The organism is Methylobacterium sp. Leaf112, from assembly GCF_001423295.1.
Classification (GTDB): domain Bacteria; phylum Pseudomonadota; class Alphaproteobacteria; order Rhizobiales; family Beijerinckiaceae; genus Methylobacterium.
Map to the genome: position 1 here is coordinate 58,700 of NZ_LMNG01000007.1, position 24,884 is coordinate 83,583.

The following is a 24,884-nucleotide window of genomic DNA, read 5'->3' on the forward strand; positions in this document are numbered from 1 at the left end:
CGGGGGTGCGACGGAGGCCGGTTCACGATGCACCGCGTGGGTCGATCCGTTGACGATCATGGGGCCGATTTCACCTTGTCTCGACGCGTCGTTCGCATCTCCCCGTGTGATGGGGAGCAGGGTCTACTCGGCTGCCGCGCGCTCGACGCCCATCCGGCCCCAGATGGTGCTGAGCGCACTCACCAGGTGGTCGATGTCGGCATCCGTGTGGAGCGGGGACGGGGTGATGCGCAGGCGCTCGGTGCCGCGCGGGACCGTGGGATAGTTGATCGGCTGGACGTAGATGCCGAACGTGTCGAGCAGGGTGTCGCTGATCGCCTTGCACAGCACGGGGTCGCAGACCATCACCGGCACGATGTGGCTGTCGTTGGGCAGGTACGGGATGCCGGCCGCGTCGAGGCGCGCGCGGACGGTGGCGACCCGCTCCTGATGCCGGGTGCGCTCCGATCCACTGGCCTTGAGGTGACGGATGCTGGCCGCCGCGCCCGCCGCCACGGCGGGCGGCAGCGAGGTGGTGAAGATGAAACCCGAGGCGAAGCTGCGGACGAAATCGCAGAGCTTCGCCGAGGCGGTGATGTAGCCGCCATGCACCGCGAACGCCTTGCCCAGCGTCCCCTCGATGACGTCGAGGCGGTGGGCGAGGCCGTCGCGCTCGGAGATGCCGCCGCCGCGTTGCCCGTAGAGGCCGACCGCGTGGACTTCGTCGAGGTAGGTGAGCGCGCCGTGGGCTTCCGCCACGTCGCAGATCTCCGCGATGGGGGCGATGTCGCCGTCCATGGAGTAGACGGACTCGAAGGCCACGAGCTTCGGGCGGGAGGGGTCGACCAGACGCAGCTTGCGGTCGAGATCCTCCGGGTCGTTGTGGCGGAAGATGTGGCGCTCGGCCCGGCTCGCCTTGATGCCCTCGATCATCGAGGCGTGATTCTCGGCGTCGGAAAACACCGCGCAGTTCGGGAGCTTGCCCGCGAGGGTGCCGAGCGCCGCCCAGTTGGAGACGTAGCCGGAGGTGAACAGGAGCGCGGCCTCCTTGCCGTGGAGGTCGGCGAGCTCCTGCTCCAGCAGCACGTGATAATGGTTGGTGCCCGAGATGTTGCGGGTGCCGCCGGCCCCGGCGCCGCAGCGGTCGAGGGCCTCGTGCATGGCATCGAGCACAACCGGGTGCTGGCCCATGCCGAGATAGTCGTTGGAGCACCACACGGTGACCGGGCGGGTGCCGCCGGGGGTGTGATGCGTGGCGTGGGGGAAGCGGCCGTTGTGCCGCTCCAGGTCCGTGAACACCCGGTAGCGGCCCTCGCGGTGGAGGCCGTCGAGTTCGGCGGCGAAGAAGTTTTCGTAGTTCATGGCCTGTCCCCTTCCCGTTCTCTGCAGTGGTCTTTGCCCGTTCTTGTGGCGAAGGTCGCAAGGCGACGCTCAGCCGACGGTTTCGTGCGCCTCCCGGCTCCGGGCCGTGAGGGGTGGCGTAGCGACCGCGCCGTAATCCGCCCCACCGCCCATGGGGGCTGCGCGCGGGGCGGCGTTCTTCCCCGGCAGGCTCCACTGCCACAGGGCGGCCGAGGGCAGCGGCAGCATGAGGAAGCCGTGCTCCAGGGTGGCGAGTGCCATGAGCGTCGTGACGACGGTGAAGCCGACGAGCTCGTGGGCGCCGATGCCCTCCCCCAGGGCGGCGGCGGCCAGCCAGACGGTGCCGGACGCGGCCGCCGCGACGGAGAGCGGGAACAGCGGGTTCATCGCCCGGTTGCGCAGGAAGCCGGCGAGATAGGCGAGGTGGGCGGGCAGGAACTCGGCGTTGAGGTTGCGCACGCCGAGAAACATGTTGAGCCGGGCCGAGAGGTTCATGGCCGCCAGGATGAGGTAGGTCCACAGCGCGAAGCGGTTGGGGCCGCCCCAGGTCAGCCACAGGATCGCCAGGCCGCCGGCGATGATGGCGACTTCGTGCCAGAGGCTTGTGGCCAGCGCCGCCCGGAAGCGGGCGAACCCGCGTGCGCCCGGTGGGCACGCCACCGTGCGTGGCCCGGAGACGAAGCCCATGTAGTAGCTCATCTCCTGCCAGCCCCAGACCAGCAGCGCGCCGGTGAAGGCGGTGTAGGCCCCCGCTTCGGTGGTGTCCGCCGCGCTGGTGCCGATGGCCCACAGGGCTCCGGCGAGCACCAGGGTGCCGCCCGCCATGCTCCAGGGATGGGTGGAGCGCGGGCGGTGATCGAGCAGGATGATGAGCCCGGTGGAGAACCACCAGATCACCACCGCGTAGAGGGCGGGGACGGCGTAGGCGGCCATCGCCCTACCAGACCGGCTCGAGGCGGATTTCGGCCGGCATCGGGTTGTCGAGGGTCGGCAGTGCGTAGAGCCGGGCGAAGTTCACCGCCGAGGCCGCGATCCAGGCGCCGTGCTTGAGCTTGCCCATCAGTCCGCCCTGCGCCTTGGCGTCGGCGATGCCGTTGGAGCAGGCGAGCAGCCGGTCGAGGGCCCGCTTGAACTTCGGGCTCTCGAGATCGAGGGTGAGCGGGAAGGTCTGCTTCGAGATTTCCGAGGTGATGCGGAACACCTTGAAATCGTAATCGGTCGGATCGACGCCGAGCGCCTTGTGGAAGGCCGGGCGGCAATGGTCACGCACATACATGGTCGCGAACACGGCGAGCAGGAAGAACTTGATCCAGTAGCGATTCACGCCCGTGGTCAACTTCGGGTTGGCGCGCATCAGCAGGGCGAAGGCTTCGCCGTGGCGGAACTCGTCGTTGCACCACTTCTCGAACCACTTGAAGATCGGGTGGAAGCGCCGCTCGGGATGGCGCTCCAATTCGCGAAAAATGGTGATGTAGCGGGCGTAGCCGATCTTCTCGGAGAGGTAGGTCGCGTAGAAGATGAATTTTGGGCGAAAGAAAGTGTATTTCTTGGACTTGGTCAGGAAGCCCAGGTCTACGCCGATACCGAAATCCTTCAACACGTCGTTGATGAACCCGGCATGTCGGGCCTCGTCGCGGCTCATGAAGCCGAACAGTTCGCGGATATCGGGGTTCTTGGCGCGCTTCCGCATCTCCGCGTAGAGCACGCAGCCGGAAAACTCGGCGGTGATGGACGACACGAGGAAGTCCATGAACTCCTTGCGCAGCTCCGGGTCGAGGCCAGACATGTCGGCGTCGAAATCGGAATTGCGGGTGAAGTGGCGCTTGTTCGGGTCGTCGCGCAACTCGGCGATGAGCTTGTCCCAGTCCGCGCGCACGGGCTCGACGTCGGTGCGGTCGAGTTCCTCGAAATCCGTGGTGTAGAAGCGCGGCGACAGGAAGGTGGTCTCGTGCGCGGCCTTGGTGCCCTCATTCATGGGCAGCTTGGGCTTCACGGTCTGGTGCTGGATCGAGACGGTCACAGGCGCCTCCTCTCGGAAAAGCTGACTTCGTAGAGTTCGGTGAGTTCGAGGTGCCCGGCGAGCCTGGTCCAGAACCGCTCCAGGCGTCCGGCCCGGATCACCGTGGCGGTGCGGCGGACCGTGAGACGCTCGCCGTAGGGGACGCTCACGGGGGAATCGTGGACGAGGACCTCGTCGCCGGGCTCGATGTCGAAGTCGGCGTCGAGGGTCACGTGGGCATGGAGGCTCTCGGGCGTCTGCTCGATCTCCACGGTACAGGGCACCTCGACGGTGCGGCGGCCGTTCAGCCAGGCGATCATCGGGGGGCTCCGGGCTCGGGCAGCAGGCGGGCGAACGCGACGAAGTTCGACGGACCGAAGGCGCCGAGATTGACCGCGCGGCCGGTGAGCTCGTCGTCGAGGGCAAGGCTGCCGTCGTCGAAATGGGTGAGGCGGAACGGTGCCTCACGGCCGAACCCGGCACGCAGGCGAGCCTGGCCGAAGCCCCTCAGGGTGGCGCGCATGAAGTTGTCCTGGCCCGGCTCCACGGTGGCGACGAGGGTGCCCTTCACCGCGTCGCGCAGGAGGATCGCCCCGTCCGCCCGGTCCTCGGCGGTCAGGCGCAGGGTACGGACGGGCTGGGCCGGGGGCATTCGCGTCAGGCCGACCCCTTCGTGCCGGGCGATGCCGATGGTCCCGAGGGCGAAGGCGAGGAGAAGGCCGGCGCCGACGGGGAACCAGCTCGCTCGGCCCATGGGGGCGTTCAGAGTGCGTCCACTCACGGGATGGTTCCTTCAGCTGGCGGTGGCGAGACGGGGGCCGCGGGCGCGGGGCCGGATCACCGGGTTGGCGGCCTCCTCTTCGACCTCCCGGGCCGCCGCGAGGGCGCGGGCGAGGATGGCCGAGACATCGGCCGCGTCGGGCACCGAGCGCATCATCGGCTCGGGGGCCGTCACGTGCCACGGTCGGGCATGGGGCCAGAGGTGGAGATAGGCGATGCGGTTGCCGGGCTTCACCCGCAGGGCGAGGTCGCCGGTGCCGTCGGAGAAGTGCCGGCAGCCGGCGCCGTCCACGAGGCCGAAGGGCAGGTTCAGGGTCATGGGCAGGGCGATGCCGACCCGCATCACCACCCGGCGGTTGGTGATGGTGTAGGTGGTCGAGCGCGCCGAGAGCCAGCCGAGGAGGCCGAGGAGCGCCACGGCGCCGGTGCCGATGGCGAGCGTCGGCCCGGCGGCGATCGCGGCCTCGACGAGCCGGCCCTCCGCCGCGAGGGGGACGGCCGCCCAGAGGGCCAATCCGAAAAACCACAGGGCCACGAGGCGGATGTGCAGGGCGCGCAGTCCGATGGCGAGGCCGCCGGGGCGGCCCTGCCAGAGGATGTGTTCGCCAGCGGGCAGCGGGGCCGGCAGGCCGGGCGGCGCGTCGAAGCGGTTGGCGGGGACGCCGTGGGTCTGGCTGAGGGCTCGGGTCACAGGAAGGCCTCCTGTCGTCCGGGGGTCGCGTAGAGGGTGCCGGCACCGAAGAAGGCCATGATCCGCTCCTCCTCGTAAAGGGTCACCGAATCCGGGTCCCTGTGGGCGGGGATGTCGGCGAACTGGTGGGCCAGCAGCGCCTCGGTCTTCACGGTGCGCGAGAAGCGGCCCGTGCGGCAGAAGGTGTTGGGCATCAGCACGCGCCGACCGCCGGCACCGAGTTCCACCTCGTAGTAGCGCACCATGGATTCTCCCCGATCGACCCAGAGGTCGGAGACGGTGCCGGCGGGTTGCCGGTCGGCGCCGAACACGGTCATGCCGATGGGGTTGGGGCCGTCCTCGTGGACGACGAAATGCTCGGCCACCCGCAGGGGAACGATCCGCTTGTCGCCGTCCCAGGTGCGGTCGTGGGAATCGTCTCGGTCGGCGAACGAGCCGGGGCCGATCTGGTCGTGCAGACCGTCGGTGTCGGGCTCCAGGGGGGCGCCCGGCCAGACCTCGTGCTTGTGGCCGCGGTAGTTCCAGGTGTTGGGACCCTCGTGCGGCGGAGCGGTCTTCACCTCGCCGTTGGAGAGGTGGAAGAATTTCGGCGTCGGGATCAGGATGGGGTCCGGGGTGGCGCGCCGGCCCGGCAGCCCCTCGGCCTCCAGGGGGTAGCCCTCGCGCCGATCCTCGCGGCGCAGGTAGAAGATCAGGCCGGCGAAGAAGATCCAGAACGCGTAGAGGACCACCTGCGCGACGTCGACATAGCCCGTGATTTCACCTCTGCCCATGACGTGTCTCCCGGTTCTCAAGCTGACGGGTTGGGTAGGGCGACGGGCGAGGCGGAACGCCCCGCGCGGCGCCGGGCGGCGGGGTCGCGCACCAGGGGGCCGATGGCGACGAGGGTCGCGAACAGCAGCGCGATCTCGAGGTGGTAGACCATGAGATAGCCGGTGGAGGGCTGGTTCATCCCCTCCCCCAGGGCGCCGGAGGTGGCGAGGTACGAACCGAGATCGCGCAGGATGCCGCTCGCCGCGATGGCGACACCGGCGGCACTCGCCTGCACGGCGCCCCAGGCGCCGAGCGCCAGCCCCGTCTCCTCCAGGCCCGCCTTGGCCATCGAGGCCGTGAGGGTGCCGTGGGCGAACAGGCCGCCGCCGAGGCCGATGAGGGTGACGCCCAGCGCGAAGAGGGGAATGGAGTTCAGGGGAGCGGCGAAGATCACGGCCGAGAAGGCGAGGATACCGACACCGGAGCCCGCCGCCGCCACCCGGAACGCGTCGCCGCCCCGGCCGAGCCAGCGTGCGGCCAGCAGCAGGCCGAGGCCGCCGCCGGCCGCCAGCATCGCGGTGAGCGCCGTGGTCGCCGCCACCGGCAGGTGGAGGATCTGCCCGCCATAGGGCTCCAGCAGGATGTCCTGCATGGAGAAGGCGGCGGTGCCGAGCCCCGTGGCGACGAGGCGCCGGCGGGCGAGGCCGTTGTTGGCGTAGGCCGCCCAGGATTGCGAGAAGGTCTGGCGCGGCGCGCGCTTGTCGGTGCGCGACGGATCGCGCGCCTCCTGCTTCCACAGGGCGATGCCATTGAGCACGATGGTGACCACGGCCGCGCCCTGGATCACCTTGATGAGGCGGAGCGCCGAGAAATCGGCGAGCAGCAAGCCGAACACCACGGCGCTGACCAGCATGCCGAGGAGGAGCATCACGCAGAGCAGCGCCACCACCTTCGGGCGGACATGGGCGGGCGCGAGGTCGGTGGCCAGCGCCAGGCCCACGGTCTGGGTGGTGTGGAGGCCGGCGCCGACGAGGACGAAAGCCAGGGCGGCCGCCACATGGCCCGGCCAGGTCGGCCCGGTGGTGTCGCCCGACAGGATGAGGAGGGCGAACGGCATGATGGCGAGCCCGCCGAACTGCAGCAGGGTGCCGAACCAGATGTAGGGCACCCGACGCCAGCCGAGCACCGAGCGGTGAGTGTCGGAGCGGAAGCCCACCAGCGCCCGGAACGGGGCGAAGACCAGGGGCAGCGACAGCATCACGGCGACGATCCAGGCCGGCACTTCGAGCTCGACGATCATCACCCGGTTGAGGGTGCCGATGAGGAGCACGGCGGCCATGCCGACGGTGACCTGGAACAGGGCCAGACGCAGCAGGCGCCCCATGGGCAGCTCGACGGTGGCCGCATCCGCGAACGGCAGGATGCCGGGTCCGAGCTTCATGAAGCCCCGGGCCATGGTCTCGCCGAGGCGGGTCATGGCGTCCCCCTCCCCGGCGACGTGCGGGTCAGCTCGAAGGCCTGCGACAGGTAGAAGCCGCTGTTGACCCGGTGCGTCCGGGCGAGCCCGAATCCGGAGAGCACCGGTTCTGCGGCGACCCGGCGGCGCAGGGTCCTCTCCGCCACCGGCACGATGGCGGGCGCCCGGTCGGCGCGGGGAAAGGCGCGGCCGGCCCAGTGCATGAGGGTGAGCAGCGGCGTGCGCGGGGCCACGGTGAACACCACGGAGCCGTCGGTGCGCAGGGACAGTTCGGCGAGCGCCCGGACGATGTCGGGGGTGGCGTAGTGGATCAGGGAATCCATCGCCACGACGTGGTCGAAGCGGCCGAGCCAGGGATCGAGCATATCGCCCACGCGAAAGTCGATGCGGGCGGCTTCGGGGACTTCGGCGAGGCGCTCGCGGGCGAGGCCGACGAGGGTCGGCGAGACGTCGATGGCCACCACCTCGGCGCCGCGGCGCGCCGCCTCGATGCTGAGCGCTCCGGTGCCGCAGCCGGCGTCGAGGACGCGCCGGCCGGTGAGGTCTTCCGGCAGCCAGGACAGGAGGTTCGCCCGCATGGCGTCGCGCCCGGCCCGCACGGTGGCGCGGATCTTCGACACCGGCGCGTCGGAGGTGAGGCGCGCCCAGGCGTCGACGGCGGTGCGGTCGAAGTAGGTGGTGAGCTGCGAGCGGCGGGTCGCGTAGCTGGTCATGGCGCGCCCTCCCCTCAATCGAAGCCGAGGAACTCGAACAGGTCGCGGTCCTTCATCGGGAGCGCGGCCAGGGGCTTGCCGCCGGCCCAAAGATGGGCGGCCAGCCGCATGTACTCGTCGGTGACGGCGATGAGCTCGGGCGTCGGCTCCATCTCGAACAGGGTCGATTTCTTGAGGCGCGAGCGGCGCACCACGTCGAGGTCGGGGAAGTGCGCGATGCGCTCCAGGCCGACGGCGGCGTTGAAGCGGTCGATCTCGTCGGTCTTGGCCGAGCGGTTTGCGATGACGCCGCCGAGGCGGACGTTGTAGTTCTTCGACTTCGCGTGAATCGCCGCGACGATGCGGTTCATGGCGAAGATCGAATCGAAGTCGTTGGCGGTGACGATGAGCGCCTGGTCTGCGTGCTGGAGCGGCGAGGCGAAGCCGCCGCAGACCACGTCGCCGAGCACATCGAAGATCACCACATCGGTGTCTTCCAGAAGATGATGCTCCTTGAGGAGCTTGACCGTCTGGCCGACGACGTAGCCGCCGCAGCCCGTACCGGCGGGCGGGCCGCCGGCCTCGACGCACATGACGCCGTTGTAGCCTTCCGCCACGAAGTCCTCGATGCGCAGTTCCTCGGAGTGGAACTGCACCGCCTCCAGGGCATCGATCACGGTGGGCGCCAACCGCTTCGTCAGCGTGAAGGTCGAGTCGTGCTTCGGGTCGCAGCCGATCTGGAGGACGCGCTTGCCGAGCTTCGAGAACGCCACCGAGAGGTTCGACGAGGTGGTGGACTTGCCGATGCCGCCCTTGCCGTAGACGGCGAACACCTTGGCGGTGCCGATCTTGAGGTTCGGGTCGAGTTCGACCTGAACGCTTCCTTCAGACTGCCGCGACGCGACCGGGTTCCGGATGGCGATGTTCATGCTGCGACCCCTGCGGTGATGCCTTCGAGACGGTCTTCGAGCTCGTCGCCGGCCTCGCGCAAGGCGTCGAGCATGGCGGCGTCGGGCTGCCAGAAACCGCGTTCGTGTGCCTCGATCAGGCGGTTGGCGACCTTGGCCGACGCCGTCGGATTGAGGGCCGCCATGCGTTCGCGCATGGCCGGATCGAGGACGAAGGTGGCGGTGATCTCGCGGTAGACCCACGGATCGACCTGCGCGGTGGTGGCCGACCAGCCCATGGTGTTGGTGACGTGGGTCTCGATCTGGCGCACGCCCTCGTAGCCGTGGGCGAGCATGCCCTCGTACCATTTCGGGTTGAGGATGCGGGTGCGGGTCTCGATGGCGACCTGCTCGTTGAGGGAGCGGACGCAGCCCTCGCCCCGGGTCTGGTCGCCGATATAGACCGGTGCCTCGACCCCGCCTTTCGCCCGCTTCACCGCCCGGCTGATGCCGCCGAGCGTATCGAAGTAATGGTCCACGGTGGTGACGCCGAGTTCCACGGAATCGAGGTTCTGGTAGGCGAGATCGACGTCGGCGAGCACGCTCTTCAGGAGCGCGGAATGCTGCACCGGGCGCCCGTCGCGGCCATAGGCGAAGCCCTTGCGCCGGGAGTAGGTCTCGGCGAGTTCGTCTTCCGCGTCCCAGCGGCCGTTCTCGACGAGGTGGTTGACGTTGGAGCCGTAGGCGCCCTCGGCGTTGCCGAAGACCCGGAGTGCGGCCGTCTCGAAGTCGCCGCCGTGGACGCGCTGGTATTCGAGGGTGTGGAGGCGGACGAAGTTCCGCTCCACCGGCTCGTCGGCCGAGGCCGCGAGCAGGCAGGCCTCGGCCAGCAACTTGATCTGCAGGGGCAGCAGGTCGCGAAAGATGCCCGAGAGGGTGACCACCACGTCGATGCGCGGTCGGCCGAGCTCTTCGAGGGGGATGAGTTCGGCGCCGGCGAGCCGGCCGTAGCCGTCGAAGCGGGGCCGGGTGCCGAGCAGCGCCAGGACCTGGGCGATGGGGCCGCCCTCGTTCTTGAGGTTGTCCGTGCCCCACAGCACGATGGCGATGGAGCGCGGCAGGGGCAGGCCGTCGGCGCGGTGGCGGTCGAGGAGGCGCTCGGCTTGGGCGGCGCCGTCCTGGACCGCGAAGGCGCTGGGGATGCGGAAAGGATCGAAGCCGTGGAGGTTGCGCCCCGTCGGCAGGATCGCCGGGGTACGCAGGAGGTCGCCGCCGGGGGCGGGGCGGACGAAGCGGGCATCGAGCGCCCGCAGGAGGGCGGGGATCTCGTGGTCCTGCCCGAGCAGCGCGTCGGTGGCCCCGAGCTCGCGAAGGATGGCGAGGTCGGCCGCCCGCGGGATCGGACTGCCGGCCCTTAGGGCGGCCTCCGGGCTCGCCCCCGCCACCAGGGCGGCGACGCTGGCGCGCTCCAGCCGGACCCCGTGGATGGAATCCGCCATGGCGATGAGCATGTCGGCCCGCGCTTCCGTCGAGAGCGGCGCGCCGACCACGTGGAGGCCGTGGGGGATCAGGGTGTATTCGAGGTCCAGCACCGCGCGGCCGATGCGGGCGATCTCGGCCCCGGAGTCGGTCCAGGCCGGTTCGGCCGGGGAGAGTTCCACCAGGGTGGCCTGCGCCTGGATCAGGGTGGCGAGGTCGCCGCGCTCACGGTTTGATTCCGGATCCAGGCCGCGCCAGCGCTCGATGGAGCCCTTGAGGTCGACGAGGCCGCGATAGAGCCCCGCATGGGCGATGGGCGGAGTGAGGTAGCTGACCAGGGTCGCGGCCGAGCGGCGCTTGGCGAGTGCTCCCTCGGAGGGGTTGTTGGCGGCGTAGAGGTAGATGTTGGGCACGTCGCCGATGAGGCGGTCGGGCCAGTCGGCGGCCGAGAGGCCGGTCTGGCGGCCGGGCATGAATTCGAGCGCGCCGTGGGTGCCGAAATGGATCAGGGCGTGGGCTTTGAAGTCCTCGCGCAGCCAGCGGTAGAAGGCGCAGAACGCGTGGGTCGGCGCGAACCCCTTCTCGAACAGGAGCCGCATCGGATCGCCCTCGTAGCCGAAGGCGGGCTGGATGCCGACGAAGACGTTGCCGAACTGGGCGCCGAGCACGAAGATCGAGGCGCCGTCCGATTGCTGCCGGCCCGGAGCCGGCCCCCACTGTGCCTCGATCTCGGCGAGGTGGCGCTCGCGCCGCACATGGGTGTCGGTGGGGATGCGGGTGTGGACATTGGCGGTGGCCCCGAACCGGGCCGCGTTGCCCGTGACCACGGCTTCGCGGAGCGCCGCGACGCCGCCCGGCACCGCGACGTCGTAGCCCGCCGCCTTCATGGCCACGAGGGTGTGGTGAAGGGATTCGAACACCGACAGGTAGGCGGCGGTGCCGGTGTTGCCGGCGTTGGGCGGAAAATTGAACAGCACGAGGCCGATCTTGCGTTCCGCCCGCTCGGAGCGGCGCAGGCGCACGAGGCGTTCGACGCGGGCGGCGAGCATCCCGGCGCGCTCGACGCAGGAATGCATGTCCCGGTCGTCCTCGCCCACGGGGAAGACGCAGGCGACGTGGCAGCCCTGGCAGGGCGCGCCCGATTTGTCGGACCGGCCGCCGAACACCATCGGTCCGGTGGCGCCGTCGAGTTCGGGGATCGCCACCATGATGGTGGCTTCCACCGGCAGCAGCCCGCGGTCGGAGGCGCCCCATTGCTCCAGGGTCTGCAATTCGGCCGGATGGGCGGCGATGTAGGGCACGTCGAGGCGGGCCAGGATGTCCTGGGCGGCGGCCGCGTCGTTGTAGGCCGGGCCGCCGACGAGGGAGAAGCCGGTGAGCGAGACAAGGGCGTCGATGGCCGGCACGCCATCCTTCAGGAAGTAGCGCTCGATGGCCGGGCGCGCGTCGAGGCCGCTGGCGAAGGCGGGGATCACCGCGAGGCCGCGTGCCTCCAGGGCGGCGATGACCCCGTCGTAATGGGCGGCGTTGTCCGCCAGCATGTACGAGCGCAGGCCGAGCACGCCGACGGTGCCGCGGTTCCCTCGACCCTGGTGACCCGGCAGCGCGCCGGCATCCTCGCCCATCCGGCCGGGCAGGCGCGGATGGTAGACGCCGACCTCGGGGTACTCGACGGGCGGGCTGGCCTTGAGGGTGCCGCGATAGATCCGGCGCGGACCGTCGGCGTAGCGGTCCACCAGGGCGCGGATCATGTTGAGGACGTTCTCGTCCGAGCCCGCGAGCCAGTATTGCAGGGTGAGGAAGTAGGCCCGCACGTCCTGGGCGGTGCCGGGGATGAAGCGCAGGATCTTGGGCAGGCGCTTGAGCATCTTCATCTGCTCGGCGCCCGAACTGGCGGCACGCGTCTTCGGCGAGCCGCGCAGGCGCTTCAGCAGCGCCATCGGCCCGGTCTGGCTGCCGTCCATGCTGAAGGCGCCGATGCGGGTGAGCCGGGTGGCCGGTGTCGCGCTCATCATGCAGACGAGGGCGTCGCAGCCAGCGCGCCGGGCCGCGAGATCGGCCAGGACCGGCTGGAAATGGTCCTCCATGAACAGCATCGCGCAGAGCAGGATGTCGGCCGTGGCGATGTCGGCCCGGCAGCGCGCGAGCTTCTCGGGGTCGGTGCTGAACTCGGTGGCCGCGTGCAGGACGATGGAGAGGCCCGGGGCCTCGCGGCGCAGGATCCTGCCCGCCCGCTCGACGGAACTGGCGAGATGCGTGTCCATCGTCACGATGACGACACGCATGGGAATGGCCTCAGCGGCCGAAATGCGCTTTTGCATCGTACAACGTCTCGACGGTGATGCGGGACAGGGCGCGCTCGCGGGCGAACCGCTCGGTGTTGGCGCGGGCCTTGCCGCGCACGAAGAACGGGATCTTCTTCAGTTCCTTCTCGGCCGAAGCCTCCCAGGCGGCCGGTGCGTCGTCGGGAACCGAGGTCTGCGGTGGCGTGTCGATCACCGGGGCGGCGGGCTCCGGTGCCTCGGGCACGGAGGGGGCCGTTCCGTGTCGTGTGAGATGCGAGGGCGCGGCGCCGTCGTGGAACTCGGCATCCTCGCGGAACATGCCGAGGAGGTGCTCCTCCAGCCCCATCATCAGGGGGTGGACGAGGGTGTCGAACAGGACGTTGGCGCCCTCGAACCCCATCTGCGGCGAGTGCCGGGCGGGAAAGTCCTGTACGTGGATCGGGGCCGAGATCACCGCGCAGGGCACGCCCAAGCGCTTGGCGATATGGCGCTCCATCTGGGTGCCCAGGACCAATTCGGCCTGGGCGGCCTGAATCGCCGCCTCGACGTCGAGGTAGTCGTCGGTGATCGTCGCCTCGATGCCGTGGAGTGCGGCTTCCGCCCGCACCTCCCGGGCGAATTCGCGGGTGTAGGTGCCGAGTCCCACGACCTTGAAGCCGAGTTCCGCCGCCGCGACCCGCGCGATGGCCAGCGCGTGGGTGGCATCGCCGAAGATGAAGACCCGCTTGCCGGTGAGGTAGGTCGAATCGACGGAGCGCGAGTACCACGGCAGACGCGAGGGGGCGCCGGCAAGGACAGGGGCCGGATCGACGTTCGCCAGCGCCGCCACCTCCTCGACGAATCGGATCGTGGCCCCGACCCCGATGGGCACGGTCTCGACCAGGGGCTGGCCGAAGGTCTTCTGGAGGTGCTGGGCCGCCGCGCGGGCGATCTCGGGATAGAGCACCACGTTGAAGTCCGCCGCCGACAGGCGTCCGAGATCGGCCGGGCTGGCGCCCCACGGGGCGACGACGTTCACGTCGATGCCGAGGGCGCCCAGGAGCTTCTCGATCTCGACGAGGTCGTCGCGATGGCGGAAGCCGAGCGCCGTCGGACCCAGGATATTGCAGAGCGGGCGCCGGCCCGCGCGCGGTGCGGGCTCGGCCTTGGGGCCGGCGAGCGCCCGCACCAGCCGATAGAAGGTCTCGGAGGCGCCCCAGTTCTCCTTCTTCTGGTAGGCCGGCAGCTCGAGGGGGATCACCGGGATCGGCAGGTCGAGGGCACGGGCAAGGCCGCCCGGATCGTCCTGGATCAGTTCGGCCGTGCACGAGGCGCCGACGATCATCGCCTCGGGCTGGAACCGGGCATAGGCCTCCGACACGGCGTTCTGGAAGATCGCGGCGGTGTCGGCGCCCAGGTCGCGCGCCTGGAAGGTGGTGTAGGTCACCGGCGGGCGGGCGTCGCGCCGCTCGATCATGGTGAACAAGAGGTCGGCGTAGGTGTCGCCCTGGGGGGCGTGCAGCACGTAGTGCAGGCCCCGCATGGCGGTGGCGACCCGCATGGCGCCGATATGGGGCGGTCCCTCGTAGGTCCAGAGCGTCAGCTGCATAGTCCTAGACCTCCAGCCGGGTGCGGCGAACGAGGGGGCGGGCGAACAGCTCGGCGAGGTCACCGGCCTGGTCGTAGCCCTGGATCGGGGTGAACAGCAGCTCGATGGACCACTTGGTGGCGAGCCCCTCGGCCTCCAGCGGGTTGGCGAGGCCGAGGCCGCACACGGTGAGGTCCGGCCGGGCCGCGCGACAGCGGTCCATCTGCGCGTCGAGGCTCTGACCCTCCACGACCTCGGTGCCCGCCGGCAGCAGGGCGAGTTCCGGGGCCATGTGGCCGCGATGCAGGTAGGGTGTTCCGACCTCGATGAGCGTGGCGCCCATTTCCCGCGAAAGGAAGCGGGCGAGCGGTAGCTCGAGCTGGGAATCGGGGAAGAAGAACACCCGGCGGCCCCCGAGCAGCGCTCGATAGGGCGCGAGCGCCCGCTCGGCCCGGCGCAGGCCCGGCGCCGTGGCTTCGGCGAAGCGCCGGGGATCGACTCCGAACGCGTCGGCCGCGGCCCGCAGCCATGCGGTGGTGCCCTCGGCCCCGAGGGGGAACGGGGCGGGCAGCCGGGTCGCGCCGCGCGCTTCGAGCGCCCGTGCGGTGTCGGCAAGGAAGGGCTGGGCCAGCAGGATGCGGGTGTTCGGCCCAATGGCCGGCATCGCGCCCGCCCGCCGCGCGGGCAGGAAGGCGACGTGCTCCAGGCCCATCTCGGCGAACAGGCGAGCGAACTGGTCCTCCACCACATCCGCGAGGGCGCCGACGACGAGGAGCGAGGGGACGGCCTCGGCCTCCGTGCGCGGCAGTTCGGGGACGAGGGCTGCGAGGCACGCATCCTCGCCCTGCGTGAACGTCGTCTCGATGCCGCTGCCGGAATAGCTCAGCACCCGCACGTCCGGACTGAGGCTCTGCGACAGGCGCTGGGCGGCGCGGGGCAGATCGAGCTTGATCACCTCGGAGGGGCACGAGCCGACTAGGAACAGGAGCCGGATGTCCGGCCGGCGCTCGATCAGGCGGCGGGTGACCCGGTCGAGCTCCTCGTTCATGTCGGCGAGGCCGGCGAGATCGCGCTCGTCGATGATGGCGGTGGCGAAGCGCGGCTCGGCGAAGATCATGACGCCTGCGGCCGACTGGATGAGGTGGGCGCAGGTCCGCGAGCCGACCACGAGGAAGAACGCGTCCTGGATCTTGCGGTGCAGCCAGACGATGCCCGTGAGCCCGCAGAACACCGCGCGCTGCCCGCGTTCCTGGCGGATGGTGACGCCGCAGCCCGCATCGGCCGTGGGGATCGGAGCGTGGGCGTTCATCGGGCGCCCTCCGCGGCGAGGCGGGAGGCGGGTCCGGCATCGTGACGCGCGGCCCGCAGCTTCAGGAGGAACTGCGTCGCGTTGATCGCGTAGGAGCCATAGGCGGCAAGCGCCAGGAGCATCAGGCCGTTGGTCTCGATCCAGCCCGTCGCCAGGGCCACGAGGTAGGCGCTGTGCAGGGCCAGCACCAGCATGCTGACCATGTCTTCCCAGTAGAAGGCCGGGGCGAACAGGTAGCGTCCGAAGACGACTTTCTCCCAGATCGAGCCCGTGACCATGATCGCGTAGAGGAGCGCCGTCTTGGCGACGATCGAGACATTGGCCGCAAAAGCCCCCTCGCCCGTGGCCAGGGTGCGCAGGACGAGGGCGAGGCTGACCAGGAACACGAGAAATTGAAGCGGGGCCAGAATGCCTTGGACAAGGGTCCAGGCCGTGGCGTCGCGGCGCGCCCTTTGCTGCGCGTCGTAGAGAGGCTGTCTGTGCCGGCCCTCTCTTTGGCTCATCGCCCGCGCCCCTGTTCCACCCGTCCGACCCCTCACAGGGGGGTCGCTGAGGGGAGGTTAGGAACGGCCAGGACGAGTGTCAAGCTGGCTTTACGTCAATGGAGATTTACTGATTGAATGCAGAATAGTTACAGCTTTGGGATTGTCAAAATGGTTCCGAAGCGTATCGTCGCGGCCTGCACCGACACGGCCACGGTCGCTGTCGAGGGTTTGAGAAGCCCCCGAAAAGACGTGCTTGAGGACGCGGAAGCTCGACGATCAAGATCGTAGCGAAGCAAGAATGCCGTCAGCGACATTGGGAGATTCCAATGGATGAGATGAGGCAGTCCGTTGAGGGCTTCGCTTACGAGGGATCTGGCGGCGACATGCCGGATCTCTGTCGATCGAGCCTCGAGTCCAGGCTCAGCCGCGTCGCCCAAGGGGGACACTGGGGCGATGAGCTCGCGCGCCTCGTCGAAGCGGAGATCATTCCCCGCCTGATGATCGTTCACCGGCCCGAGCCGCGCGGTGAAGTATGTAGTATATTGCCTAGCGCTGAGCAGATCGAGACCTTCAGCACGCTCATGCTCGCACCCGCGGGCGACGCCGTGGAGGCTCGGATCGCAGCGCTGATCGAAGAGGGGCTCACGCCCGAAAGCCTACTCCTCGACCTCCTGGCGCCGACCGCACGCCACCTCGGCGTCCTCTGGGAAGAGGACCTGTGCGATTTCGCCGAAGTGACCGTGGCCATGGGCCGGCTGCAGCGGATCATGCACGAAGTCACCCGGCGCTTCGGCGGCGAGACCCCGCAGCACCGGCACGGGCGCAGCATCCTTCTGTTGCCGTGCCCGGGCGAGATGCACAGCTTCGGTCTCGCCGTGGTCGAGCAGTTCTTCCGCGATGCCGGCTGGGACGTCACCAGCACCGCGCGCGATCCTGAGGGCGACCCCTTCGCGCGGGTGCAGACCACATGGTTCGATGTCATCGGCCTGTCCCTGGCCTGCGAGGCGCTGCTGCCGAGTCTGAACGACGCCGTCGCCGGCCTGCGGCGGAATTCGCAGAATCGTGGGGTTCGTGTCATGGTTGGTGGACCGGTCTTCACGGCCGCTCCGGATTCCTGCAAATGCGTTGGTGCGGATGCAACCGCAGGTGACGCTCGCCAAGCGATCAGCATCGCCGAAAGCTTGCTTGATCTTCCGGCCAGACCCTGCTGAAAGACCCGCCCGACCACATTACCACGTGGTGCACCTTGAATAGCCTGGCGCTTCCAGCCGCGAGCGACGCGTTCGCGGCGCTTCACAAAACCCTCGGGCCCCTCGACGCTCAAGCCGCCGGGCTCCTCGTCGCGGCCGCGACGGATCTGTCCCTCGTCGTCGACGGTGAAGGCGTGATCTGCGACGCGGCCTTCGGCAGTCGCGATCTCGTGGGCGAGGGCTGCGAGACCTGGCTCGGCCAGCGCTGGGCCGATACCGTCACCATCGAGAGTCGGCCCAAGATCGCCGCCTTGCTGAAGGATGCGCAACCGGGTTCCGTGACCCGCTGGCGGCAGGTCAATCACATGTCGGCCAAGGGCATCGATCTGCCCGTGCGCTACGCCGCCATGCGCCTGAAGAGCGACGGCCCGGTCATCGTCATCGGGCGGAACCTGCGGGCGATGGCCTCGCTCCAGCGCACCCTGGCCGAGACCCAGCAGGCCCTCGAACGCGACTACCTGCGCATGCGCGGAGCCGAGACGCGCTACCGACTGCTGTTCCAACTCGGCGCCGAACCGGTTCTGGTGGTCGATGCGTCGACCCGTCGGGTCACCGAGGTCAATCCGGCCGCCGCACGCCTGCTCGGCAAGGCCGACAAGCGCATCGTCGGCCACGATGCCGTGGACTTGTTCGACGCGACCAGCACCCGCGACCTCGAATCGCTGTTCGCCGGCCTGCGGGTCACGGGCCAGGCGGGCGATCTCGATGCCCGTCTGGGCAATGCGCGCGGCGCCGTGCGGCTCTCCGCCTCCCTGTTCCGGCAGGAGAGTGCGACGAGCGTCCTCCTGCGTCTCACGCCCGACGCGAATCATGCCTCCGAGGCCGGACCGAGCCGCTCCAGTGCCGGCACCCTCGACGTTCTCCACAACCTGCCCGAGGGGTTCGTGGTCACGGATCCGGCGCGGCGCATCCTCGCGGCCAATCCGGCATTCCTCGATCTGGCGCAGCTCGCCACGGAGGAGCAGGTGCGGGGCGAGCCCCTCGACCGCTGGCTCGGGCGCGAGGAGACCGAGGCCGCCGCCCTGTTCGCGACGCTGGTCCAACACGGCTCCGTCCGGCACTATGCGACGAGCTTTCGCGGCGAGTACGGGGCCGTGGAGGATGTCGAGGTGGCCGCCGTCTCGGTCCCGGGTGGTGCGCAGCCCTGCCTCGGTTTCACCATTCGCAGCGCCCCGCGACGCACGACGCCGGTGGCGTCCGGTGGCCGCGAACTGCCGCGCTCCGTCGAGCAGATGACCGAACTCGTCGGGCGGGTCTCGATGAAGAACCTCGTGCGGGAATCCACCGATCTCATCGAGCGTCTGTGCATCGAAGCGGCCCTGCGCATCACACGCGACAATCGCGCCTCCGCGGCGGAGATGCTCGGCCTCAGCCGGCAGGGCCTCTACGCCAAGCTGCGCCGCTACGGGATCGGGGACCTCGACGGACCGGATACCACCGACGAGGCGTGAGCGCTCCGTCACCGGAATCGTGATGCCGAGTGTGTAAATCAAACTTGACACCCATCGGTGTCGGTCACTAGCGTTCCCGGGTGGTGTCGGCCTCGGCCGACGTGCCGATGGCGCCAGGGAGGCCGGTGGATGGCACCGTTCGCATTCAGTTGGTGGCAGATCGTTCGCCTGGGCTTGGTCCAGACCGCGCTCGGTTCGGTGGTCGTCCTGATGACCTCGACCATCAACCGCGTGATGGTGGTGGAACTCGCCCTGCCGGCCATCGTCCCCGGCGGCCTCGTCGCCCTCCACTACGCCGTCCAGATTCTCCGGCCGCGCTGGGGCTACGGTTCCGATGTGCACGGCCGTCGTACCCCATGGATCGTCGGCGGCATGGCCGCCCTGGCACTCGGCGGATTCGGCGCCGCCGTGGCCACGGCCCTCGCCGAGACGCATCAGACGGCCGGTCTCGCCCTCGCGGTGCTGTCCTTCCTCACCGTCGGCATGGGGGCGGGCGCGGCCGGCACCTCGCTCCTCGTTCTCCTCGCCACCGGGGTCGAGGACCGGCGCCGGGGGGCGGCCGCCACCGTCGTCTGGGTGATGATGATCGCGGGCTTCGCCATCACCGCACCGCTCGCCGGCCATTTCCTCGATCCGTTCTCCGGTGCGCGCCTCGTCGCCGTTTCCGGCACGGTTTCGGCCATCGCCTTCTGCGTCGCGGCCCTGGCCGTGCGCGGTGTCGAGCCCGTCGTGGCGGCCCGCGACACGCGGGACGCAACGACGAAGAAGCCGTTCCGGGCGGTGCTCGCCCAGGTGTGGGCCGAGCCGGCTTCGCGGCGCTTCACAGTGTTCATCTTCGTCGCCATGCTCGCTTACAGCGCGCAGGAACTCATCCTCGAACCCTTCGCCGGCCACGTGTTCGCGATGACGCCTGGGGGAACCACCAAACTCGCGGGGCTCCAGCACGGCGGCGTGCTCGCCGGCATGCTTCTGGTGGCCGGGCTCACCATGGGGATCGGCGGCCCCGTCCTCGGCTCCCTCAAGGTGTGGACGACGCTCGGGTGCGTCGGCTCGGCGGCGGCACTCCTCGCCATCGCGGGCGGCGGTCTCGTCGGCCCGGACTTCCCGCTGCGCGCCGCCGTGTTCGCCCTCGGGCTCGCCAACGGCGTCTTCGCGGTGGCCGCCATCGGGTCGATGATGGGGCTCGCCGGAGCCGGCGGCGAGGCCGAGCGCGGCACCCGGATGGGCGTGTGGGGCGCCGCGCAAGGCGTCGCCTTCGGTGCCGGTGGCTTTCTCGGCACCGTGGCGGTGGACGCAGCCCGCCTCGTCCTGCCGCCGGTTCAGGCCTATGCCGGCGTGTTCGCGGCCGAGGCCGCACTGTTCCTCGTCGGCGCAGCCCTCGCCCTGCGCGTCGCCCACACCCCGGCCGCGCGCCGCGCGCCCCGCTCCGATCACGCCCCCTTCGCGCCGAGCCTGTCCACGAGGTGACGTCCATGTTCAGCATGTCCGAGCCGGAAACCTTCGACGTGGTGGTGGTGGGCGGCGGTCCCGCCGGGGCCACGGCCGCCACCGATCTCGCCCGGGCGGGACGGCGGGTCCTCCTTCTCGACAAGCCGGGCCGGATCAAGCCGTGCGGCGGCGCGATCCCGCCGCGCCTGATCCGCGACTTCGCGATCCCCGACGATCTGCTGGTGGCCAAGGTCCGCTCCGCCCGGATGATCTCGCCGAAGGACCAGCGGGTGGACATGCCGATCGGCGACGGCTTCGTCGGCATGGTCGATCGCGAGCATTTCGATCCCTGGCTGCGCAATCGTGCCGTCCTCGCCGGGGCGGACCTGCGCGCGGCAACGTTCGACCGGATCGACCGCGATGCCGAAGGGCTGGCGACGGTCCATTACCGGCAGGGCAACGCGCCGCGCCGGGTGCGAGCCCGCCTCGTAATCGGGGCGGACGGGGCGAGTTCCACGGTGGGGCGGGCCGAGATCCCCGGTCACGCCGCCATGAAACAGGTCTTCGCCTATCACGAGATCGTCCGCCTGCCGCCCGAGGGCGGCGATGTCGAGGCGACGCGCTGCGACGTCTATTATCAGGGGAAGCTCTCGCCCGACTTCTATGCCTGGGTCTTTCCCCACGGCGATACGATCAGCATCGGTACGGGCAGCGCCCGCAAGGGGTTCTCCCTGCGCGGCGCCATTCGCGAATTGCGGGCATCCACGGGTCTCGATGCCGGGCAGACCGTGCGCCGCGAGGGAGCCCCGCTGCCCCTCAAGCCCCTGCGCAAATGGGACAATGGTCGCGACGTGCTGCTGACGGGGGATGCCGCGGGCATCGTCGCCCCGGCCTCGGGCGAGGGCATCTACTACGCGATGCTCGGCGGGCGGCTGGCGGCGGAGGCCGCCGAGCGTTTCCTCGTCACCGGCAAGGCCTCGGCCCTGGCCCTGGCCCGTAAGCGGTTCATGCGCCTGCATGGCCGCATCTTCTTCATCCTGCGCATCATGCAGGGCGTCTGGTATCGCAACGATTCCCTGCGTGAGCGCTTCGTCGCCATCTGCCGCGACAAGGACGTCCAGCAGCTGACCTGGGATTCCTACATGAACAAGGAGCTGGTCCGCGCCAAGCCCGTCGCCCACGTGCGGATCTTCTTCAAGGACCTCGCCCATCTGTTCCGGTGGGTGTCACCGTGATGGAATCCGGCCAGTGGAACTGGACGCCGATCGCCGTGGCGGCGGGCATCGCCCTCGTGGTCGCGGTGGCCGGCGGCGTGCTCACCACCATCGGTCCCTGGTACCAAAGCCTGCGCCGCCCGGACTGGAAACCGCCGGATTGGGCGTTCGGGCCGATCTGGACCACGATCTTCACCCTCGCGGCGATCTCGGCCGTCCTGGCCTGGAACGCCGATGCGAGCCCGGAGCGGCGCAGCGCGCTCCTGGTCGCCTACGCGGTCAATGCCGTCCTGAACATCGCCTGGAGCGCGATCTTCTTCCGGATGCGCCGACCCGACTGGGCGCTCGCCGAGGTGGTGCTGCTGTGGCTGTCGATCCTCGCCCTGATCCTCGTGACATTGCGGGTCTCCACCCTCGGGGCTGTGCTCCTCCTGCCCTACCTCGCCTGGGTCGGCATCGCGGCCGTGCTCAACCGCGCCATCGTGCGCCTCAACGGCCCGTTCGGGGCGGCGTGAGGCGATGGCTTGGCTGTTCGCTTCCGGGCACGTCGTCGACGCCATCCTCGTCCTCGTCGCCTGCGAAGCCCTCGTCCTCGTGGCATGGGGACGTCGGCTCGCCCTGCGCCCCCTCCTGTTCAACCTCGCCTCGGGCGCGGCCCTGATGCTCGCCGTTCGGACGGCGCTAACGGGCGGCCCGTGGTGGACGACTGCCGCGTGCCTGTTCCTCTCGTTCCTGGCGCACGCGACGGAACTCGGACTGCGTCTGCGAACTGCCACCAAAGCGTGCGCCGCCTGCGGCAACGCACCCGGATCGGCTGGCGGAACAATGCCGAAAACCGTCGCGTTCCCGAGCCATGAGTTAATATAGTTCCAGATTTCTGATCGTGTGGAGAACAGGTGTGATGCATCGCCTCGTCGCCCTCGGCCTCGCCCCTGGCCTTCTCTTGTGCTCCGCGATCGAGCCGGCAGCCGCCCAGGACGCCCAGGCCGCGTTGATCAAGCGCGGCGAGTATCTCACCACCGCGGGCGATTGCGTCGCCTGTCATACCGCTCCCGGCGGCAAGCCGTTTGCCGGTAACTATGTCCTCGATACGCCCATCGGCAAGATCCGCACGCCCAACCTGACACCCGACAAGGAGACGGGGCTCGGCAATTGGAGTGCCGACGAGTTCTACCGCGCCTTCCACGACGGCATCACCAAGGACGGATCGTATCTCTACCCGGCGTTCCCCTTCGCCTGGTACACGAAGGTCACCCGGGAGGATGCCGACGCGATCTTCGCCTACCTCCAGTCCCTCGAAGCCGTGCGCGAGGTGCGCAAGCCTTCCGAGATCCCGTTTCCGTTCAACATCCGCACGGCTCTGATAACGTGGCGCACGGCGTTCTTCACGCCGGGGGAGTTCAAGCCCGACCCTGAATCGTCCGCCGAAGTGAACCGGGGCGGCTACCTCGTGGAAGGGTTGGGCCATTGTGGCATGTGTCACAACGCCAACAAGATCGTCGGCAACAGCGGCTTGGCGGGCAAGCTCGGCGGTGGCGTCATCGACGGCTGGTATGCGCCCAACATCACGCCCGACGACCACACGGGCATCGGCGCCTGGACCGATGAGCAGGTGGTGACCTATCTCAAGACCGGAACCGCTCCGGGTGACCGCCCCGGCGTCGCCGCTGGCCCCATGCGCCAGACGATCCAGGAATCCCTGTCCAAGATGACCGATGCCGACCTCAAGGCGATGGTCGCGTATCTGCGCACACAGAAGGCTAAGGAAACCTACAAGACCAAGGATCTCCAGGCTTTCAACGCGGCCGGAGCGCCGGGCGCCGGGACTTACCTGAGCTACTGTTCCTCGTGTCATAAACCGGACGGCAAGGGCGTCGAGGGCGCGATTCCGGCTCTCGCCGGCAACACTTCGGTTCAGGCACAAGGGCCGGAGACGGTGATCCGCGTCATCCTGGGCGGCCTCGCCGCCCAGAACGATTACGCCCCGATGCCCGCCATCGGCGCCGGCATGACCGATGCGGAGGTGGCCGACGTCACCGATTACATCCGCAATGCCTGGGGCAACAGCGCCCCCGTCATCACCGAACGCGGCGTGGTGGCCGCGGCGCGGGAGAAGACGCAGACCATGCTGGCCGGAAGCGCGCCATGCGCCGAGGTCGCGCAGCCCGAGGTCGCCAAGGCCCTCGATGAAGCCGGTGCTGACGAAGCTCTGAAAGGCCTGACGCCGGCCGACTTCATTCCGCGTCTCGACGCTCTCTTGCCCCGCATCAAGGCGGCGGCCCCGGGAGCCAAGGACGCCGACATCGTCAACGCGGTCACCACGGCCTTCTGCAAGGCGAGCCGTGACGATCCGGCCTACCGGAAAACCGGCTGGCATGCAGTCATCGGAAGTTTTTCGAATGTCGCCTATAGTCAGATCAAGAATCCAGAGAAGCAGGCTTCGACCCCTGGACCGATTTCTCCCGGAGCGCCCCGTCCGAACTAGACTCGCGACTGCAGCTGGGGGTGGAATTCCATCGAACTTGTTTGCGATCACGGGGCTGTGATCGCAAAGCGTTTGTACGGTATCGCTTCGTAAATCTCTCCCGCTCACTGTGCTTGGTGAGGAGTTCAGCGAAGGACGATGCGCGTGACAGCGAGTGCCGAGAGCGCGACGGAATTGGCGCGGCGCGAAGTGCGCAGCGAAACGAACTGGATCGCGACGATTCGGTTTCGCGACGGCACAGAGGTTCCGTGCACCGTAAAGGACGTATCGAAATCGGGTGCGAAGATCGGCGTTCCGGCGAGTTTGGCGTTGCCGGATGTCTTCATGCTGCGGATCATCGGCCGCGATTTCCTCTGCCTCGTCCGTCTGGCCTGGCGCCGGGGTGATTACGTCGGCGTGCGGATCGAGCGTGTCGGCAAGGTGCCGACGCCGGCCGCCCCGGTGGAGGCGCCGGTGCATACCCCTACCCCGCCCGCGAACGAGCCGCAGAGCACGCCCTCGTCCGGGGGCCTTCGGCGCGCGCGCGGTATCTCGGCGTTCTAGGCTTCTGCCCGCTCGTTTCGAGCCGGATCGGGGATGTGGGTCACGCGCCTTCCGAACAACCGGCTGACCTGACCGGTATTTTGGACCGAGCCAATTGGAAGGCTACTGCATGGTGGCGGCCATGGGTAGCCGGAAGGCCAGATCCGGGAGGGTGACAGGCGCANTGACCTGACCGGTATTTTGGACCGAGCCAATTGGAAGGCTACTGCATGGTGGCGGCCATGGGTAGCCGGAAGGCCAGATCCGGGAGGGTGACAGGCGCAGGTGGCCGGTAGCCCAACGACGAATGCGGCCGAACGCGGTTGTAGGTATTCTGCCAGATCCCAATCACGGTCTGTGCCTCCTTGAGCGAGTAGAAGATCTCTTGGCGTAGACACTCGTCCTTTAGCTTGCCATTGAAGCTCTCGCAGTAGCCATTCTCCCACGGCGATCCTGGTGCAATGTACTGGATCTGCGGGCCGGTTTTGGCGACCCATTTCCGCAAAGCCTTCGAGATCATCTCTGGACCATTGTCGCAGCGGATGTTCTCTGGGATGCCGTGCAGACACATCGCATCGGCCAGCGCCTCGATCACGCCCAGGCTGTTGATGCGCCGGGCCACCTTCAGCGCCAAGCACGCCCGGCTGTGCTCGTCGATCAGCGTCAGGATGCGCAGGCTCCGCCCGTCGTGGGTCTGTGTCTGCACGAAATCGAAGCTCCAGACGTGATTGCGATGGAGAGGCCGCAGCCGCACGCAGGAGCCATCGTTCAACCACAACCGGCTTCGCG

At 69.2% G+C, this 24,884-nt stretch carries 23 protein-coding genes; 8 read left to right on the top strand and 15 right to left on the bottom strand.

The features are described from left to right. Positions 1-123: 123 nt before the first annotated feature. From hemA to bchF, 14 genes are all read right to left on the bottom strand, one after another. Positions 124-1,341 (bottom strand): 5-aminolevulinate synthase, encoded by a 1,218-nt coding sequence (hemA, locus tag ASF52_RS05230; protein WP_056168770.1) that lies wholly within the window; start codon positions 1,339-1,341, stop codon positions 124-126. A 69-nt stretch (positions 1,342-1,410) separates the two neighbouring features. After that, a complete protein-coding gene (puhE, locus tag ASF52_RS05235) occupies positions 1,411-2,274 on the bottom strand; it encodes a putative photosynthetic complex assembly protein PuhE (RefSeq protein WP_082515199.1) in 864 nt (287 codons plus the stop codon). Positions 2,275-2,278: 4 nt separating this feature from the next. Next, positions 2,279-3,316 carry a magnesium-protoporphyrin IX monomethyl ester (oxidative) cyclase gene (gene acsF, locus ASF52_RS05240; protein WP_056168834.1) on the bottom strand — a complete coding sequence of 346 codons (1,038 nt, stop codon included), beginning with the start codon at positions 3,314-3,316 and terminating at the stop codon, positions 2,279-2,281. A gap of 41 nt (positions 3,317-3,357) precedes the next feature. Continuing rightward, on the bottom strand, positions 3,358-3,660 hold the full coding sequence (locus ASF52_RS05245) for a hypothetical protein (protein WP_056168774.1): 303 nt from the start codon (positions 3,658-3,660) through the stop codon (positions 3,358-3,360). After that, on the bottom strand, positions 3,657-4,121 hold the full coding sequence (puhC, locus tag ASF52_RS05250) for a photosynthetic complex assembly protein PuhC (protein ID WP_244473697.1): 465 nt from the start codon (positions 4,119-4,121) through the stop codon (positions 3,657-3,659). Before puhC ends, ASF52_RS05245 begins: the two co-directional genes overlap by 4 nt. 12 nt (positions 4,122-4,133) lie before the next feature. Further along, positions 4,134-4,811 (bottom strand): photosynthetic complex putative assembly protein PuhB, encoded by a 678-nt coding sequence (puhB, locus tag ASF52_RS05255; RefSeq protein ID WP_056168779.1) that lies wholly within the window; start codon positions 4,809-4,811, stop codon positions 4,134-4,136. Continuing rightward, positions 4,808-5,584 carry a photosynthetic reaction center subunit H gene (gene puhA, locus ASF52_RS05260; protein WP_056168782.1) on the bottom strand — a complete coding sequence of 259 codons (777 nt, stop codon included), beginning with the start codon at positions 5,582-5,584 and terminating at the stop codon, positions 4,808-4,810. The genes puhB and puhA overlap by 4 nt, the downstream gene beginning before the upstream one ends. Positions 5,585-5,601: 17 nt before the next feature. After that, positions 5,602-7,041, bottom strand: coding sequence for a BCD family MFS transporter (locus tag ASF52_RS05265; protein ID WP_056168784.1), 1,440 nt, complete (start codon positions 7,039-7,041; stop codon positions 5,602-5,604). Further along, a complete protein-coding gene (gene bchM, locus ASF52_RS05270) occupies positions 7,038-7,754 on the bottom strand; it encodes a magnesium protoporphyrin IX methyltransferase (RefSeq protein WP_056168786.1) in 717 nt (238 codons plus the stop codon). Before bchM ends, ASF52_RS05265 begins: the two co-directional genes overlap by 4 nt. Before the next feature lie 14 nt (positions 7,755-7,768). Continuing rightward, positions 7,769-8,662 carry a ferredoxin:protochlorophyllide reductase (ATP-dependent) iron-sulfur ATP-binding protein gene (gene bchL, locus ASF52_RS05275; RefSeq protein WP_056168789.1) on the bottom strand — a complete coding sequence of 298 codons (894 nt, stop codon included), beginning with the start codon at positions 8,660-8,662 and terminating at the stop codon, positions 7,769-7,771. Next, positions 8,659-12,420, bottom strand: coding sequence for a magnesium chelatase subunit H (locus ASF52_RS05280; protein WP_056168792.1), 3,762 nt, complete (start codon positions 12,418-12,420; stop codon positions 8,659-8,661). The genes bchL and ASF52_RS05280 overlap by 4 nt, the downstream gene beginning before the upstream one ends. Then, positions 12,395-13,972: a ferredoxin:protochlorophyllide reductase (ATP-dependent) subunit B gene (gene bchB / locus ASF52_RS05285; RefSeq protein WP_056168796.1), complete on the bottom strand. Its 1,578-nt coding sequence runs from the start codon at positions 13,970-13,972 to the stop codon at positions 12,395-12,397. Before bchB ends, ASF52_RS05280 begins: the two co-directional genes overlap by 26 nt. Before the next feature lie 4 nt (positions 13,973-13,976). Continuing rightward, complete coding sequence (locus tag ASF52_RS05290; protein WP_056168799.1) at positions 13,977-15,260, bottom strand: ferredoxin:protochlorophyllide reductase (ATP-dependent) subunit N; 1,284 nt, start codon at positions 15,258-15,260, stop codon at positions 13,977-13,979. Further along, positions 15,257-15,763 carry a 2-vinyl bacteriochlorophyllide hydratase gene (gene bchF / locus ASF52_RS05295; protein WP_056168801.1) on the bottom strand — a complete coding sequence of 169 codons (507 nt, stop codon included), beginning with the start codon at positions 15,761-15,763 and terminating at the stop codon, positions 15,257-15,259. Before bchF ends, ASF52_RS05290 begins: the two co-directional genes overlap by 4 nt. A 308-nt stretch (positions 15,764-16,071) precedes the next feature. Here bchF and ASF52_RS05300 point away from each other — a divergent pair, with 308 nt between their 5' ends. The 8 genes from ASF52_RS05300 to ASF52_RS05335 all read left to right on the top strand — a co-directional run bounded on the left by ASF52_RS05300 (position 16,072) and on the right by ASF52_RS05335 (position 24,116). Further along, positions 16,072-16,956: a cobalamin B12-binding domain-containing protein gene (locus ASF52_RS05300; protein ID WP_244473698.1), complete on the top strand. Its 885-nt coding sequence runs from the start codon at positions 16,072-16,074 to the stop codon at positions 16,954-16,956. A 35-nt stretch (positions 16,957-16,991) separates the two neighbouring features. Further along, positions 16,992-18,446, top strand: coding sequence for a transcriptional regulator PpsR (gene ppsR / locus ASF52_RS05305; RefSeq protein ID WP_082515201.1), 1,455 nt, complete (start codon positions 16,992-16,994; stop codon positions 18,444-18,446). 129 nt (positions 18,447-18,575) lie between these two features. After that, positions 18,576-19,913 (top strand): BCD family MFS transporter, encoded by a 1,338-nt coding sequence (locus ASF52_RS05310; RefSeq protein WP_056168805.1) that lies wholly within the window; start codon positions 18,576-18,578, stop codon positions 19,911-19,913. A 14-nt stretch (positions 19,914-19,927) separates the two neighbouring features. After that, complete coding sequence (locus ASF52_RS05315) at positions 19,928-21,109, top strand: geranylgeranyl diphosphate reductase (RefSeq protein ID WP_056168843.1); 1,182 nt, start codon at positions 19,928-19,930, stop codon at positions 21,107-21,109. After that, positions 21,109-21,603, top strand: coding sequence for a TspO/MBR family protein (locus ASF52_RS05320; protein ID WP_056168846.1), 495 nt, complete (start codon positions 21,109-21,111; stop codon positions 21,601-21,603). Before ASF52_RS05315 ends, ASF52_RS05320 begins: the two co-directional genes overlap by 1 nt. Before the next feature lie 4 nt (positions 21,604-21,607). After that, entirely contained in the window at positions 21,608-21,955 is a 348-nt protein-coding gene (locus ASF52_RS05325; RefSeq protein ID WP_082479323.1) for a hypothetical protein, read from the top strand. A 34-nt stretch (positions 21,956-21,989) separates the two neighbouring features. Continuing rightward, the gene (locus tag ASF52_RS05330; RefSeq protein WP_056168808.1) at positions 21,990-23,573 is read left to right on the top strand and encodes a c-type cytochrome; all 1,584 of its coding nucleotides are present in this window, start codon (positions 21,990-21,992) and stop codon (positions 23,571-23,573) included. A gap of 174 nt (positions 23,574-23,747) precedes the next feature. Then, the gene (locus ASF52_RS05335) at positions 23,748-24,116 is read left to right on the top strand and encodes a PilZ domain-containing protein (protein WP_244473699.1); all 369 of its coding nucleotides are present in this window, start codon (positions 23,748-23,750) and stop codon (positions 24,114-24,116) included. A 202-nt stretch (positions 24,117-24,318) separates the two neighbouring features. Here ASF52_RS05335 and ASF52_RS05340 read toward each other — a convergent pair. Continuing rightward, the coding region (locus ASF52_RS05340; protein ID WP_056168849.1) for an IS3 family transposase at positions 24,319-24,884 on the bottom strand (566 nt) is incomplete at its 5' end.

What these genes read in the sequence shown, in the direction of transcription:
- hemA (WP_056168770.1), bottom strand. Translation starts at nt 1,341, where the DNA reads ATGAACTACGAAAACTTCTTCGCCGCCGAACTCGACGGCCTCCACCGC.
- puhE (WP_082515199.1), bottom strand. Translation starts at nt 2,274, where the DNA reads ATGGCCGCCTACGCCGTCCCCGCCCTCTACGCGGTGGTGATCTGGTGG.
- acsF (WP_056168834.1), bottom strand. Translation starts at nt 3,316, where the DNA reads ATGAATGAGGGCACCAAGGCCGCGCACGAGACCACCTTCCTGTCGCCG.
- ASF52_RS05245 (WP_056168774.1), bottom strand. Translation starts at nt 3,660, where the DNA reads ATGATCGCCTGGCTGAACGGCCGCCGCACCGTCGAGGTGCCCTGTACC.
- puhA (WP_056168782.1), bottom strand. Translation starts at nt 5,584, where the DNA reads ATGGGCAGAGGTGAAATCACGGGCTATGTCGACGTCGCGCAGGTGGTC.
- ASF52_RS05265 (WP_056168784.1), bottom strand. Translation starts at nt 7,041, where the DNA reads ATGACCCGCCTCGGCGAGACCATGGCCCGGGGCTTCATGAAGCTCGGA.
- bchM (WP_056168786.1), bottom strand. Translation starts at nt 7,754, where the DNA reads ATGACCAGCTACGCGACCCGCCGCTCGCAGCTCACCACCTACTTCGAC.
- bchL (WP_056168789.1), bottom strand. Translation starts at nt 8,662, where the DNA reads ATGAACATCGCCATCCGGAACCCGGTCGCGTCGCGGCAGTCTGAAGGA.
- ASF52_RS05280 (WP_056168792.1), bottom strand. Translation starts at nt 12,420, where the DNA reads ATGCAAAAGCGCATTTCGGCCGCTGAGGCCATTCCCATGCGTGTCGTC.
- bchB (WP_056168796.1), bottom strand. Translation starts at nt 13,972, where the DNA reads ATGCAGCTGACGCTCTGGACCTACGAGGGACCGCCCCATATCGGCGCC.
- ASF52_RS05290 (WP_056168799.1), bottom strand. Translation starts at nt 15,260, where the DNA reads ATGAACGCCCACGCTCCGATCCCCACGGCCGATGCGGGCTGCGGCGTC.
- bchF (WP_056168801.1), bottom strand. Translation starts at nt 15,763, where the DNA reads ATGAGCCAAAGAGAGGGCCGGCACAGACAGCCTCTCTACGACGCGCAG.
- ASF52_RS05300 (WP_244473698.1), top strand. Translation starts at nt 16,072, where the DNA reads ATGGATGAGATGAGGCAGTCCGTTGAGGGCTTCGCTTACGAGGGATCT.
- ASF52_RS05310 (WP_056168805.1), top strand. Translation starts at nt 18,576, where the DNA reads ATGGCACCGTTCGCATTCAGTTGGTGGCAGATCGTTCGCCTGGGCTTG.
- ASF52_RS05315 (WP_056168843.1), top strand. Translation starts at nt 19,928, where the DNA reads ATGTCCGAGCCGGAAACCTTCGACGTGGTGGTGGTGGGCGGCGGTCCC.
- ASF52_RS05320 (WP_056168846.1), top strand. Translation starts at nt 21,109, where the DNA reads ATGGAATCCGGCCAGTGGAACTGGACGCCGATCGCCGTGGCGGCGGGC.
- ASF52_RS05325 (WP_082479323.1), top strand. Translation starts at nt 21,608, where the DNA reads ATGGCTTGGCTGTTCGCTTCCGGGCACGTCGTCGACGCCATCCTCGTC.
- ASF52_RS05330 (WP_056168808.1), top strand. Translation starts at nt 21,990, where the DNA reads ATGCATCGCCTCGTCGCCCTCGGCCTCGCCCCTGGCCTTCTCTTGTGC.